This window comes from Microvirga zambiensis WSM3693, from assembly GCF_016735695.1.
In the GTDB taxonomy this organism is placed as follows: domain Bacteria; phylum Pseudomonadota; class Alphaproteobacteria; order Rhizobiales; family Beijerinckiaceae; genus Microvirga; species Microvirga zambiensis.
Genome location: NZ_JAERQD010000002.1, coordinates 208,118 through 223,422 on the forward strand (window position 1 = coordinate 208,118; position 15,305 = coordinate 223,422).

At 64.2% G+C, this 15,305-nt stretch carries 8 protein-coding genes; 5 read left to right on the top strand and 3 right to left on the bottom strand.

What is annotated here, in order from left to right:
- Window positions 1–13 precede the first annotated feature (13 nt).
- Together JKL46_RS03065 and JKL46_RS03070 are read left to right on the top strand one after the other, a co-directional pair.
- Window positions 14–733: a ribonuclease activity regulator RraA gene (locus JKL46_RS03065; RefSeq protein WP_201829939.1), complete on the top strand. Its 720-nt coding sequence runs from the start codon at window positions 14–16 to the stop codon at window positions 731–733.
- A 39-nt stretch (window positions 734–772) separates the two neighbouring features.
- Window positions 773–1,558: an HpcH/HpaI aldolase family protein gene (locus JKL46_RS03070; RefSeq protein ID WP_201829940.1), complete on the top strand. Its 786-nt coding sequence runs from the start codon at window positions 773–775 to the stop codon at window positions 1,556–1,558.
- A 14-nt stretch (window positions 1,559–1,572) separates the two neighbouring features.
- On the opposite strand, the gene JKL46_RS03075 is transcribed toward JKL46_RS03070, so the two are convergent.
- The 3 genes from JKL46_RS03075 to JKL46_RS36540 form a co-directional block, all read right to left on the bottom strand.
- Window positions 1,573–2,238 (bottom strand): LuxR C-terminal-related transcriptional regulator, encoded by a 666-nt coding sequence (locus tag JKL46_RS03075; protein ID WP_201829941.1) that lies wholly within the window; start codon window positions 2,236–2,238, stop codon window positions 1,573–1,575.
- Between the two features lie 222 nt (window positions 2,239–2,460).
- Window positions 2,461–3,114: a response regulator gene (locus tag JKL46_RS03080; RefSeq protein WP_201829942.1), complete on the bottom strand. Its 654-nt coding sequence runs from the start codon at window positions 3,112–3,114 to the stop codon at window positions 2,461–2,463.
- Window positions 3,104–4,522, bottom strand: a complete 1,419-nt coding sequence (locus JKL46_RS36540; RefSeq protein ID WP_201829943.1) for an ATP-binding protein — start codon at window positions 4,520–4,522, stop codon at window positions 3,104–3,106. Before JKL46_RS36540 ends, JKL46_RS03080 begins: the two co-directional genes overlap by 11 nt.
- 411 nt (window positions 4,523–4,933) lie before the next feature.
- On the opposite strand from JKL46_RS36540, the gene JKL46_RS35350 reads away from it, so the two are divergent.
- The 3 genes from JKL46_RS35350 (at window position 4,934) to JKL46_RS03110 (ending at window position 15,278) form a co-directional block, all read left to right on the top strand.
- Window positions 4,934–12,109 (top strand): peroxidase family protein, encoded by a 7,176-nt coding sequence (locus JKL46_RS35350; RefSeq protein ID WP_246529106.1) that lies wholly within the window; start codon window positions 4,934–4,936, stop codon window positions 12,107–12,109.
- A 119-nt stretch (window positions 12,110–12,228) separates the two neighbouring features.
- Window positions 12,229–13,971 (top strand): type I secretion system permease/ATPase, encoded by a 1,743-nt coding sequence (locus JKL46_RS03105; protein WP_201829944.1) that lies wholly within the window; start codon window positions 12,229–12,231, stop codon window positions 13,969–13,971.
- Window positions 13,968–15,278 carry an HlyD family type I secretion periplasmic adaptor subunit gene (locus JKL46_RS03110; protein WP_201829945.1) on the top strand — a complete coding sequence of 437 codons (1,311 nt, stop codon included), beginning with the start codon at window positions 13,968–13,970 and terminating at the stop codon, window positions 15,276–15,278. The genes JKL46_RS03105 and JKL46_RS03110 overlap by 4 nt, the downstream gene beginning before the upstream one ends.
- The last annotated feature ends 27 nt before the right edge of the window (window positions 15,279–15,305 follow it).

The following is a 15,305-nucleotide window of genomic DNA, read 5'->3' on the forward strand; positions in this document are numbered from 1 at the left end:
CAGGGAGAGAACGATGACCACGCTGAAGCCGGAAACCCGCAAGAAGCTCAAGAGCGTCAGCACCGCGACGCTCTGCACGGCTCTCTACAAGCGCGGCCTGCGCAATCAGTTCATCCAGGATGTGCACCCTCTCAATCCCGATCTCGGCACCATGGTGGGCGAGGCCTTCACCCTTCGCTACATCCCGGCCCGCGAGGACCTCAATCCGATCAGCGTGTTTCAGGATCGCGCCCACCCGCAGCGCAAGGCGGTCGAGGAGTGCCCTCCCGGCGCGGTGATGGTGATCGACAGCCGAAAGGATGCCCGGGCCGCCTCCGCCGGCGGCATCCTGGTCTCGCGCCTTATGAAGCGGGGTGTTGCGGGCGTCGTGACCGATGGCGGCTTCCGCGACTCGCCCGAGATCGCAAAACTCGCGATCCCTGCCTATCACAACCGTCCCTCCGCCCCCACGAACCTCACGCATCACCAGGCGCTCGACATCAACGTACCGATCGGCTGCGGCGACGTTCCGGTCTGGCCCGGCGATGTCGTTGTCGGCGATGGTGATGGCGTGGTGGTGATTCCGGCACATCTGGCGGACGAGATTGCGACCGAGGCGGTGGAGATGACCGCATTCGAGGATTTCGTGCAGGAGGAGGTGCTGAAGGGTCGCTCGATTCTCGGCCTCTATCCGCCGACGGATGAGCAGACCCATGTCGACTTTGCAGCCTGGCGCAAGGCGACGGGCCGGTGATCATCAGCACGAGGTTCCGATCGCACTCGAGGAGACGAAATGAAGCCTAACAAGATCAAGGCGCAATGGGCATCCGGCAAGCCGGTGCTGAATGGCTGGTTGTCGATCGCCAACGCGTTCACGGCAGAAATTCTGTCGGAGCAGGGCTACGACTCGATCACGATCGATCTGCAGCACGGCGTCATCGGCTATCAGGAGGCCGTCGGAATGCTGCAGGCGATGCGCTCAAGCGACGTCACGCCTCTGATTCGCGTGCCCTGGCTCGATCCTGCCGCGATCATGCGGGCACTCGATGCGGGTGCCTATGGCGTGATCTGTCCTATGATCAACAATCGCGCGGAAGCGGCGAAGCTCGTTTCTTATGTGCGCTATCCGCCGGACGGAACGCGAAGCCTCGGACCGACGCGCGCCAATTTTTCGGCCGGTTCGAACTATGCGGCCGAGGCCGACGGCGAGATCCTCTGCTTTGCGATGATCGAAACGGCTGAAGCCTTCCGCAATCTCGACGACATCGTTTCGACGCCCGGGCTGGACGGCGTCTATATCGGCCCGGCCGACTTGACGCTCGGCCTGACCGGAAAGCGCCATCCCGTCGGCTTCGATCGGGAAGAGCCGGAGATGCTCGAAGCCATCCATGCGATCCTGGCGAAAGCGCATCAGGCCGGCATCCGCGCCGCACTCCACTGCGGCTCTCCCGCCTATGCGGCGAAGGCGGTCGGCTGGGGCTTCGACCTGGTCACGCTCCCCAACGATGTCAGGCTTCTTGCCAATGCCGCAAGCGCCAGCGTTGCGGATGCACGCCGACTGATCGCTGCGCAGGGATAGCGATAGGGAGCCGATCAGGAGGCCAGGAGGCCGTTCGGCATGTGGTTGGAAACGAAGAGCGCGGCTTCGACGCGATTGCGAACCCGCAGCTTCTGAAGAATGTTGGTGAGGTGATGCTTGATCGTCTTCTCGCTGAGTTCCAGCTTGTTGCCGATCTCCTTGTTCGAGCGTCCCTGAGCAAGAATGGATAGGATCTGCTGCTCGCGCGGCGTGAGATGCGGGAGCCGGCCTTCGCTCGTTGCGTCCCGGGCGGCAGCAGGAGCGGAGCGCATGAGGAGCTTCGCTCCGAGGTTCGGCGCGATGTAGCTCTGGCCCTGGCTCATCACGCGGACCGTCTGCACCAGTTCGCCGGCGCTCGTGCCTTTCAGCAGATAGCCGCGCACGCCGCGCTTGAGGGAGGCATAGACCTGCTCCTCGTCGGTGGTCTCGGCAACGATCAGGATACCGATGTTCGGATGCTGCTGGAGTATCGATTCCACCGCGCCCATGCTGCGATCGAGCGTGCCCGCATCGAGAATGATCACGTCAGGCTGTTTCTCCTGAGCGATTTCCAACGCGTCCCAGACCGAGATGCCCTGCGCGACAACATCGATATCCAGCTGGGCGTTCAGTGCCAGGACAACCCCGTCGCGATAGAGCGGGTGTCTGTCCACAACACCGACACGAATTCCCCCTGCCATTGGAGCCCCCCAGATCCAATCACGTCCCACCGCAAGAGCGGCGCTAAATTGTCCTTGGCGCTACAGCTTTTTCCATGAAGCTCTAGTGCCTTAGGTAAGAATACTGAATTTACTTTCCGTTAGGCAATGTCTCCAAGGTGAGGGGAAACCTGTCTTAGGGGCCTCTTGGGTGTTATCACGGAAGGGGTAGGGCGCTTATCCGATAGGGGAGGGTTGCCCGGATCAGCGCTTCTCCGACACGCGCTCGGAGGCGAGCATGGCCGCCTCGACGCGATTGCGGACATGGAGCTTCTCCATGATGGCGGTCAGATAGCCTTTGACGGTCTTCTCGGACAGGCCCAGCTCTTCGCCGATCAGCCGGTTGCTGAGGCCGCGCAGGATCAGCATCAGGATCTGCTCTTCCCTCACTGTCAGTTCGGGAAAACGGCGCGTCATGCTGGCGGGATCGGCTTCCTCCCGCCTCGACACGATGAGCTTGGCGGCGAAGCTCGGCGATACATAGTTCTGTCCCTTGCTGACGAGACGGACGGCATTCACCAGCTCCGAGCTGCTGGTGCCTTTCAGCAGGTAACCCTTCGCGCCCTTCCTCAGGGCGCTGCGGACCTCGTCCTCGTCGTCCACGACCGTCAGCATCAGGGTCTTCGTCGAGGGATATTTGAGCGCGATCTTGGAGACCGCATTGACCCCGCCGCCCGGCATGTTCATGTCCAGCAGGAGCACGTCGGGGGTGTGCTCATGGGCGATCTGGATGGCGTCGCTTGCCGTCTCGCCCTGGCCGATAACCTCGATATCGGTTTCCGATTCCAGTGCGAACACCACGCCGTCCCGGTAAAGGGAATGATCGTCGACGACACCGACCCGGATCTTAGGCGGCATCCTGTCCTCCAAGGGGTAGAGATGCTCGGATCCGGGTTCCGGCATCCGGTGCGCTCTTGATGCTCAACTCCCCTCCGATGCTTTCGATGCGGTCGCGGAGACCGGACAATCCCAGCCGCGGCTCGTCATGCCTCGTTCCGGCACTGCAGATGCCAGGGCCCTTGTCGGCCACTTCCACCGAGATGGCCGTGCCGTCCCATTCGATATTGACCTCGTGCCCGCGCCGGCCGGCATGCTTGAAGGCGTTGTTCAAGCTCTCCTGAATATGGCGGCACAGAGCGATCTTGACGAATTGCGGCGCCTGATCCGGCAAGGGTGTGCGGATGTTGCAGGCGATATCGGCATTGGTCCTGCGCTCGTGCTGCCGGATCATGAACATCAGCGCTTCCTGAAGCGTCATCCTTTGGATTTCCGGCAGCAGAAGGCCCCTGCAGATGTTGCGCGTGTCGTTGAGTGCGTCCGAGAGCGCCTTCTGGATCTTCTCCAGGTTATCGTGGTCGCTCTTCGTGCCCTTGACGCGGTCGATCCGCAAAAGCGCGAGGCTGATCAGCTGCGCGACGCCGTCGTGCAGATCGTAGCCCATGCGGCGCAGAAGGCGTTCGTTGTCTTCCGTGGCATTGCGTGCGGCGCGCTCGATCCGCCTTTGCAGGACGCTGTTCTGATGCAGTAGCTCGGAGAGCTGCGCCACGCGCCGCCTCAGGGCCTCGCGCTGGCGGTCGATCGTTTTGCTGCCGTTGGCGACGATGACGAAGAGACAGCCCATCATGTTGAGGGTGATCAGCGCAGTCGTAAGCCAGGCTTTCCATTCCGATGCCGCCAGTTCCGCCTTCAGCGCATCGGCTCGTTCGTGGAACTCGACGACCGCGATCACATTGCCGGTGTTCACATCGCGGATCGGAGCGAGAACTCTGAGTATCGGACGGCCGGTCGAATGCGGGCCGGCATCGGCCTCGTCATAGGATTCGTCGAACTGCGCGGAAATAATGCCGGCCCAGGCCCGCTTCAGGGGAATGCCGGGAGCATACGCCTTTCCGATGACATCCCTGTCGCTGCTGTAGACGATCAGTCCGGCCTTGTTCCAGACCTTGACCGAGGCGACGAGGGCCTGGAGGTCCGGGCGGCTCAGGGCGAGGCGCAGTTCATCGATGGTCTGATCGGAGAGGGCGTCGTCCGGCGCAATCTCCTGCAGATGCGGCGCAAGCACGGTGTTGATATAGAGCGCCGTCGAGGAGGCCTTGACCTCGGCCACACTCTTCTCGATCTGCCATGAGACGAGAGTTCCCAAAGCCAGCATGCCGAGCAGCATGACCGCGAAGGCCACCATCAGGAACTGGCTGGCGAGGCTTCTTCTTTTCCGCGGCTGCGCTTCCGAAGACGAACCGAGCGCCACGTCATAAGAAGCATACACTGTAACTATCCCCCCGGCCGCCAACCCTTGAGCCGTCACGTGACGCCGGGAGCTGGAGGCATTCTAAGGTAATTCTCCTGTCACAAACAGGTAAAGCCTATACCAAGGAGGTAGTGCCTCCGGAGCAAACGGGTGCGATGCCCGAAAATTCACGCCAAATGCATCGTACATCGAGCGGCGTTTGCGGATTAAAGTCTCATATCGCGCGGCGTTACGGGAGCCATTCGTAGGCAAGTCGACGAGGCTCATGCGACCATCGTCGGTAGCCCGACCAAAGTCCGAGGTCGGCCCGAGACCTTGGTGCCCCCTCCGCCACTGGGACTTCAGCCCGTATAGTTAAGCCCCCCTCAATCTGCCCAGAATGTGTCCAGGTGCCGTCGACATTGCGGCAGTCATTTGGAGGGAACGACAATGGTAAGTCTCGTCAAACACGACCTCGAATTCATCCTCAAGCAGATCAAGATTGCCGAGGCGCATTCGGCCGGCACGCCGCTGTCGGAGATCTATATCGATGCAAACGGCAATGTGGTACCGGCCGGAACACCCGGCGCAGTGCTGGCGATCAGCGATCCGCTCGTTCCCTACGGCCTGCGCACGGTCGACGGCAGCTACAACAATCTCACGGCCGACCGCGATCAATGGGGTTCCTCCGACCAGCCGTTCCCGCGCATCACCGATCCGTATTGGCGCGACGAGGACGACGACGCGATGCCGTTTCCGGGCTACGTGCCTGCGGACAACACGATTCCCAGTGGCCCGAACGACCAGAACAACAATTACGGCCAGGCGGGCGGCGTCGTCGACGCGGATCCGCGCCTCATCTCCAACCTGATCGTCGACCAGACCCTGGGCAATCCCGCTGCCATCTATGCGGGTCTCGTGCATGCCGGCCTATCCGGCGCTGCGCTGACGACCGCGATGAACGCGATCATCGCGGCCTACGAACCGGTCAAGGACGCCGCCATCGCCCGCGCAGCAGCCAATGCCGCGACGAACCCCGCCACCGGCCAGCCCATCGATCCGGTCGCGTGGGCAGCGCTCGATGCCGCGGCGGATGCGCTGGAATCCGCTGCTCCTGCCGCATTCGAAAACGCGAAGACCGTTGCCGCAGGCTACGGAATCGAGATGCAGGGCAACAGCATCCTGATTCCGAACGTGGCGCCGGACGAGGGCCTGTCCGCTCCCTATAATTCCTGGTTCACGCTGTTCGGCCAGTTCTTCGATCACGGTCTCGATCTGGTCGCCAAGAAAGGCGGCACGATCTACATTCCGCTCAGCCCGGACGATCCACTGTATAACCCGGCAAGCCCGCGCACCAACTTCATGGTGCTGACCCGCACCGATCCCGATGCCGAGAACCTGACGACGCCTTACGTCGACCAGAACCAGACCTACACGTCGAATGCCTCGCACCAGATGTTTCTGCGGGAATACGCGCTTGATGCGAGCGGCAAGCCCGTCTCAACCGGCAGACTGCTCGAGGGCGACCGCGGCCTTGCGACATGGGCCGATGTCAAGGAGCAGGCCCGCACCATGCTCGGCATCGATCTGACCGATGCCGATGTCGGCAATGTCCCGATGTTCGCGATGGACGCCTACGGCGAATTCATCCGCGGCCCGAACGGCTATCCGCAGCTGATCCTGGGCCTCGGCGCCGACGGCAAGTTCGGCGGCGGTGACGACGTGATGGTCGAAGGGAACCCGGCAGCTCCGGTCAATCCCTGGACCGTGTCGACGGTGGTGAATGGCGTCACCTATACCGGCGCGATCCGCACCGGCCACGCCTTCCTGGACGACATCGCTCATGCTGCGAAGACCGTGAACGATCGCGGCCAAGTCATGTACGCGGACAGCGACAATGCCATCGGTGTCGGCGTGACCCTCGTCGAGAACCCGAACTATAATCCGGCGCATGTCGGCGCGCCGACCTATCTGATGGAGACCACGCAGTTCGTGGCGGCCAATCCGGCCTTCAACGGCGCAAATCCGATCAGCGCGAGCAATCCGCAATATCTGGCGGCCAACCGCTTCTACGATAACGAGATGCTCGATGCGCACTACATCACGGGCGATGGGCGCGGCAACGAGAATATCGGTCTCTCGGCCGTCCACCACGTCTTCCACTCGGAGCACAACCACACGGTCGACCAGATCAAGGCACAGGCGCTCGAGTCGGGCGATCTTGCCTTCCTGAACGAGTGGCTCGCCGTCGACGTGACCACCTTCCCGACATCGGCTGCGGGCCTTGTCTGGGACGGCGAGCGCCTGTTCCAGGCTGCGCGCTTCACCACCGAGATGCAGTATCAGCACCTGGTGTTCGAGGAATTCGCCCGTAAGGTGCAGCCGGACGTCGACGCTTTCGTTTTCAACCCGTCGACGGACATCGACCCGGCGATCTTCGCCGAGTTCGCCCACGTAATCTACCGCTTCGGCCACTCGATGCTGAACGAAACGGTGGACCGCATCAATGTGGATGGCTCCGACAGCAGCATGACGCTGTTCGATGCCTTCCTGAATCCGCTGGCCTTCGGATCCGAAACGATGGATCACGCCGCCGCCGCCGGCGCCATCGTGCGCGGCATGACGGCGCAGCGCGGCAACGAGATCGACGAGTTCGTCACTCACGTTCTGCGCAACCAGCTCGTCGGCATTCCACTCGACCTTGCCGCCATCAACATCGCTCGCGGCCGCGAGACCGGAATCCCGCCGCTCAACGAGGCGCGCCGCCAGTTCAAGGAGGCGGCCAATGGCGATACTCAGCTCGATCCCTATACGAGCTGGACCGACTTTGCCCTCAATCTCAAGAACCCTGCCTCCATCGTCAACTTCATCGCCGCCTATGGAACGCATGCATCGATCACGTCCGCGACGACGGCTGAGGCGAAGCGCGATGCGGCCATGGCGCTGGTGTTCGGCGATGGCAGCGATGCCGACGGCATCACCATCAATGGCGTGACCTATACCGATCGTCTCGATTTCCTGAATGCGACCGGTGCCTATGCCGGCGGCAAGCTCGGCGGCCTCGAGGACGTGGACCTCTGGGTCGGCGGCCTCGCCGAGAAGAAGATGGCATTCGGCGGCATGCTGGGCTCCACCTTCTCGTTCGTCTTCGAACTGCAGCTCGAAAACCTGCAGAACGGCGACCGGTTCTACTACCTCTCGCGCGTCCAGGGCCTGAACCTGCTCAACGAGCTGGAGAACAACTCCTTCGCCAAGATGGTGCTGAACAACACCGATCTGGGCGAGACCGGCTACGCGGTGCCCGGCGACATCTTCTCGGTTCCGGACCACGTCCTTTATGTCGACCATAACATGCAGGTCCGCTTCGGCCATGCCGATCCGGTCCATGACGATCCCTACCTCCAGGCGATCTCCAAGCTCGTGGAGCGCATCGACGCCAATAACGATGGGATCGCGGAGTACATTCGCGTCAACACCAACGACCACGTCCTGATTCAGGGCACCGATGGCGCGGACCATATCGTGGCCGGCGGCGGCGACGACTCGGTCTGGGGCAGGGACGGCGACGACAGGATCGAGGCCGGCTACGGCGTCGACAAGATCCATGGCGGCAAGGGTGACGACATCATCACCAATTCCGGCACGGATATCGGCGAAGTCGACATGCTGCATGGTGAGGAAGGCAACGACGTCATCCATGGCGGCAGCGGCCTCGCACTGGTCTTCGGCAACCAGGGGCAGGACTTCATCATCACCGGCCCCGACGGCAAAGAGGCGTTTGGCGGCACGGGTAACGACTTCATCCTCGGCGGCGAGGGTGGCGACTTCCTGCTCGGCAACGAGGGCGACGACTGGCTCGAGGCCGGAAACGGTTTCGACACCACGGCCGGCGACAACTCGGAGCTGTTCTTCAACTCCACGATCATCGGCCACGACGTGATGTTCGCTGGCCAGAACGAACATGATTTCGACGCCGAATCCGGCGACGACATCATGGTCCAGGGCGACAGCGTCATGCGCAACGAGGGCATGTGGGGCTTCGACTGGGCCATCCATAAAGGAACCACGAAGGCTGCCGACGCAGATCTCAAGCGCCCGATCTTCACCACCGATCAACAGGATATCCTGCGCAACCGCTACGATCAGGTCGAAGGCCTGTCGGGCTGGAACCACAACGACGTCCTGAAGGGCGACGATCGTGGCTCCGCAGCTCCGGCCGAGGGCGGTGAGGTCGAAGGCAATCCGGATCTTGCAGGCGCCGAAGCCACCATGGTCAAGCAGGAACTGACCCAGGCCGGCGTCGATCGCATCGACGGCATGCGCGAACTGCTCGGCAGCTGGGTCAGTGCGCCGGCGGCAGGTGACCGCGAGGCTCAGATCGCCTTCGACGACGGCAACATCCTGCTCGGCGGCGGCGGCACCGACATCATCGAAGGTCGCGGCGGTAACGACGTGATCGACGGCGACAGCTGGCTGAACGTCCGCATCCGGATCGATGCGAACGGGGGCATCTACAGCGCCGAGAGCATGGCGGGCAAGGTGTATCTGGCGAGCGACTTCGTGGAGGGCGTGGTCAGGGCCGGAGCCGTGGCTCAATTCGGCGGCAAGACGCTCGATGCCCTGATGCTCGATCGCACCCTCAACCCGGGCCAGCTCTCCATCGTCCGCGAGGTCGTCAAGGACGACGGTGTGGGCGACAAGGACGTCGCCGTGTTCTCCGGCAATCGCGACGAGTACACGATCACCCGCGACAGCGATGGCTCGATCCTGGTGTCTCATACCGGTTTCGATCCCAACAACCTCCCGGATGGCGCAAACCTGATCTCCGACGGCACGGACAAGCTCTGGAACATCGAGGTCTTGCGCTTTGCCGACGGGGATGTGGAACTCACGCCTCCTCAGCTTTATCTGCAGGGCCCGACGGTTGGTCGCTATGCGGACAACTTCGAGACGGCGAGCTGGGGCAACTCCAACGGCACCGTCAACTGGGGGCCGGACTGGGTCGAGAGCGGCGATACGACCACCGGCAACACAGTCACAGGCGGTCAGATCCGCATCGACGAGACGCAGCTCATCTTCTTCACCACCAACCAGCTGCGCTTCGTGGGCGGTGCCACCAGCGACGGCGCCACGATCACCCGTGACGTCGACCTGTCGGGCCGCTCGACTGCGACCATCCGCTACTCGGCCAATCCCGACAACCTCGATGCGGGTGAGTATGTCCGGGTCGAGTTCGCCGCCGACGGCGTGAACTTCGTGTCGCTCAACGAGATCACCGGCAACGGCGGCGCGGTGGATTACGAGCACGTGCTGAGCGGACCGTTCGCCGCCAATGCCAAGATCCGGTTCGTCGGCAGTGCGATGGACAACACCAACGAGATCGTCATCATCGACAATCTCTCCATCGAGTTCCCGACCGCTCCACCCGTCGTGAACTACGAGACGACCTATACGGAAGACGGTGCCGATCAGGACATCGCCGTCAATCCGCTGATCGTCGAGGATAGCGGCGAGATCGTCTCGGCCCGGATCGTGCTCACCAACGCTCAGGACGGCGACGACTTCGATATCCCGAACAACCTGCCGGGCAATATCGACAGCGCGATCGACCGTTCGGTGCCGGGCCAGATCATCGTCAATCTGACCGGGACCGGCACGATCGCCCAGTGGCAATCCGCCCTTCAGCAGGTCGAATTCACCAGCACGTCGCAGAATCCGAGCACGGTCGACCGCGTCCTCCATGTGACGGTGAACGACGGTTTCATGGACAGCAACGTCGCCGTCACCACCGTCAACGTGGTCTCGGTCAACGATGCTCCGAACGCGGGCAATGACGGCATCATCACCAACATCACGACCGGTTCGATCGTGATCCCGGAATGGGTGCTGCTCGCGAACGACACCGATGCCGATGGGCCGACTCTGGATATCACTGGTCTCAGCAATGCCAATGGCCTCGGCAGCCTGTCGCTGACCACCAACCCCGGCTCCGTGACCTTCACGGATACGGGAACGGCCGGCGGCTCCTTCACCTACACCGTCAGCGACGGCGGCAGCCCGGTCCGCACTGACACGGCCAATGTCACGGTCACCCGCGACACCAACCCGATCGAAGGCACGACGGGCAACAACATCCTGGTCGGCGACGGCTCTGCAAGCACCTTCGACGGCGGCACGGGCAACGACATCGTCCTCGCCGGCGCCGGCAACGACACCATCGTGTGGAATGCCAACGCCAACGGCAACACCGACGGACGGGACTATGTCGACGGTCAGGCGGGAACGGACACCTTCGACGTGAACACCCGTCAGGGTCAGAACGAAGTCTACAGCGTCTATACCTATGCCGCAGCCGTCGCTGCCGGCTTCACCGATCTGAGGGGCGACACGGAGATCGTCATCACCCGTGCCGTCGTCACCAACGGTACTGAGGGGCCGGCGACCATCATCGCCGAGCTCGACAACATCGAGGAGATCCGCATTGGCACGCAGACGACCGATCCCGTCCCCGGCGGTGCCGGTCCCGGCGATACCGTCAGGATCTTCGGCAACTTCGATCAGACGAGCCTTGCCCTCAGCACCATCACCATCGATGGCGATGCGGGTGATGACACGGTCGACATCTCGCATCTGACCTCGGCGCACCGGATCGTGTTCCGCTCTCGCGGCGGCAATGACACCATCGTCGGCACGCTGCGGCCTCAGGACGTGATCGAGCTCGAGCCCGGCCGCACGGTCGAGGAATACGAGTGGGAGGACAACGAGGACGGCACCACCACCATCACCTGCGGCACCCACAAGGTGACCTTCAAGTGTGAGGGCGGCCGGCCGGACCTCCAGGTCCCCGAGGAGCCGCAGCAGCCGACGGATCCGGTGGATCCCGTGGAGCCCGGTCCGGTGACCCCGGTCGACCCGGTCACCCCGGCCGATCCGATCCCGCCGGCCAATTCCGGCCCGGTCTCGCCGGCCAATCTCGTCCTCACCGGCAATGGCCGCAGCGAGACGCTGCGCGGCGGCGACGGCAACGACCGGATGGATGGTGGACGCGGCCACGACAAGCTCCTGGGCGGATCCGGCAACGACACGCTCAAGGGTGGCGATGGCAATGACCGTCTCGACGGCGGCGCCGGCAATGACCGCCTCGATGGCGGCAAGGGCCACGACAAGCTCTCCGGTGGGGCGGGCGATGACCGTCTCTCAGGCGGGGCGGGCGACGACCGACTGGAGGGCGGTCGCGGCAACGACAACCTCGACGGCGGCAACGGCAACGATCGTCTCTATGGGAACGCCGGCAATGACAAGCTGGCGGGTGGTTCCGGCGATGATCGTCTCTCCGGCGGTGGCGGCAATGACGTGCTCAAGGGCGGTGCCGGCAACGACACCCTCTCGGGCGGTACCGGCGAGGACACCTTCGTCTTCCAGAAGGGCGGCGGCCGCGACGTGGTGACGGACTTCCGGGCCGATCACGACCGGATCGACGCGAGCCGGCTTGCCGGAGTGGACAGCATGGCGGATCTCCGCGTCATGCAGGTCGACAACGACACCGTCATCGAGCACGGCACCGACATCCTCGTCCTCAAGGGCGTCAACGTATCCGATCTCGACAACGCAGACTTCATCTTCTGATGCGGTTGACTTGAGATTGGATGGCCCGCCGGGAGCATTCCCCCTTGCTCCCGGCGGGATCCCAGACAGCAGAAACGCGGCGCTCACCAGAGGCGCCGCACTCCTTCGAGGCAACGTCCATGGCCCGCTCCCTCAACAAAAGCTTCAGCATCATGGCCTCCTGTCGCGGTGCGCTCCTCGGCGTCGCCGTGCTCAGCGGCCTGATCAACCTGCTCTATCTCTCCGGTTCGATCTTCATGATGGAGGTCTATGACCGGGTGCTGCCGAGCCGAAGCATTCCGACGCTGGTCGGCCTCTCCGTCATCATCGTCGTGCTCTACCTGTTCCAGGGCCTGTTCGACACCTTGCGCGGCCGCATCTTCGCCCGCGTCGGCGCGGCGCTCGACGAGGACCTGAGCCAGCAGATCTTCCAGGGCCAGCTGCGCGCGCCGATCGACGGCCGTGTCGAGGGCGACGGCCAGCAGCCGCTGCGCGATCTCGATCAGATCCGCGCCTTTCTCGCCGGCGGCGGTCCCTCGGCTCTGTTCGATCTGCCGTGGATGCCGCTCTACCTGTTCATGTGCTTCGCCTTCCATCCCTGGCTCGGCATCGTCGCGCTCGGCGGCGGGCTCATCCTCGTGACGATCACCATCCTCACCGAATTCATGACGCGCGAGGCCTCCAAATCCGCCGTCGGCGCGGCGCTGACCCGCAACGGCATCTCCGAGGGCGCGCGCCGCAATGCGGAAGTGGTTCATGCCATGGGCATGGCGCAGCGCATCGGCACGCGCTGGGGCGATGCCAATGCCCGCTACCTGGCGTTCCAGCAGAAGGCCTCGGACGTGTCGGGCGGCTTCGGCGCCATCTCGAAAGTGCTGCGCATGCTGCTGCAATCGACCGTGCTCGCGGTCGGTGCCTATCTCGTCATCGACGGCCAGGCCACGGGCGGCATCATGATTGCCTCCTCGATCCTGACCTCACGCGCTCTCGCTCCCGTGGAGCTCGCGATCGGCAACTGGAAGGGCTTCGTCTCCGCCCGTCAGGGCTGGGCCCGCCTGACGACGCTGCTCGACGGCAAGGCCCGCGGCGACGAGCCGCTGAAGCTGCCGACACCGCAGGCTGTTCTCTCCGTCGAGAATGCCGGCGTCGGCGCGCCCGGCGCCCAGAAGTTCGTCATCCAGGATGTCGCCTTCGAGCTGAAGGCCGGCAGCGGCGTCGGTATCATCGGCCCGAGCGCCTCCGGCAAGTCCTCGCTTGCCCGCATGCTCGTCGGCGTGTGGCCGACCTGGCGCGGCAAGGTGCGCTTCGACGGCGCGGCGATCGAGCAATGGCTGCCCGAGGATCTCGGCCGGCACATCGGCTACCTGCCGCAGGATGTCGAATTGTTCGCCGGAACGGTGGCGCAGAACATCGCCCGCTTCGAGCCGCAGCCGAAGGCCGAGGCGGTGATCGCGGCCGCCCGGGCAGCGAATGTCCATGAGATGATCCTGCAGCTGCCGGACGGCTACGAGACTCAGGTCGGCGAGGCCGGAGCGGCTTTGTCCGGTGGCCAGCGCCAGCGCATCGCCCTGGCCCGCGCGCTCTACGGCGAGCCGTTCCTCGTGGTGCTCGACGAGCCGAACTCGAACCTCGACAACGAGGGTGAGCAGGCGCTCACCGCCGCGATCATGAATGTGCGGGCCCGCGGCGGCATCGTCGTGGTGATCGCGCATCGGCCGAGCGCCCTTGCCGGCGTCGATCTGGTGCTGGTGATGGGCGACGGACGCATGCAGAGCTTCGGTCCCAAGGACGAGGTTCTGAGCAAGGTGCTGCGGCCGGTGCCGGCGCGCAATGCGGCGGTCACGCCTCTGAAGGTGGTTGAAGATCTGGGAGTTGCATCATGAAGACCGAACAGAGCATGAGCGCCCGCTCCTCGATCCGCCGCCACACTCGGCTCGGCCTGTCCGCCGCTCTCTTCCTCGTCGTCGGTCTCGGCGGCTGGTCGGCGATCACCGAACTGTCCGGCGCGGTCGTCGCGCCCGGCGCCGTCGTGGTGGACAGCCACGTCAAGAAGGTGCAGCACCCGACCGGCGGCGTCGTCGGCGACATCCTTGCCCGCGACGGCGACCGCGTCCGGGCCGGCGACATCGTGATCCGCCTCGACGAGACGGTCGCCCGGGCGAACCTGGCGATGGTGGCCAAGAGCCTCGACGAGCTCGCCGCGCGCCAGGGCCGGCTCGAGGCCGAGCGCGACGGCCGGGATCAGGTGTCGTTCCCGCCGGCCCTGACCGGCCGTCTCGCCGAGCCGGAGCTCGCCGGTCTGGTCGGCGGCGAGCGCCATCTCTTCGAGACCCGCCGCGAGGCGCGGGCCGGCCAGAAGGCGCAGCTCAAGGAGCGCATCGCGCAGCTGCAGGAGCAGATCGACGGCCTCAAGCTCCAGGCCTCGGCGAAGGGCGACGAGATCCAGCTGATCCAGGATGAGCTGACCGGGGTCGAGCAGCTGTGGAAGAAGAACCTCGTGCCGATCACCCGCGTCACCGCGCTCAGGCGCGAGGAGACGCGGCTGCGCGGCGAGCGCGGGCAGCTGATCTCGAACGTGGCCCAGGCCAAGGGCAAGATCAGCGAGACCGAGCTGCAGGTCATGCAGATCGACCAGGATCTCAGAAGCGAGGTCTCGAAGGAGCTGCGCGAGGTCCAGGGGCGGGTCGCCGAGCTTGTGGAACGCCGGGTCGCGGCCGAGGACCAGCTGAAGCGGATCGACATCCGCGCGCCGCAGGACGGCCTCGTGCACCAGTCGATCGTACACACGGTCGGCGGCGTCATCAATGCGGGCGAGCCACTGATGATGATCGTGCCAGAATCCGACGAGCTCTCGATCGAGGTGAAGGTCCTGCCGCAGGATATCGACCAGCTGCAGCCGGGTCTGGACGCGGTGCTGCGCCTGTCGGCCTTCAACCAGCGCACGACGCCGGAACTGAAGGGGCGGGTGAGCCTGATCGCGGCCGACCTCGTGACCGATCAGCGCTCGGGCGTTCAGTACTACCCGGTGCGCGTGGCCTTCGCCGCGGGCGAACGGGACCGACTCGGCGCCGTGAAGCTCGTTCCGGGCATGCCCGTCGAGGGCCTGATCCAGACCGGCTATCGCACCGTGTTCTCCTACCTGACCAAGCCGGTCGCGGACAACATGGCGAGAGCCTTCCGCGAAGAGTGATCGTTTTCCAAGGAGTCGGAGCGGGGC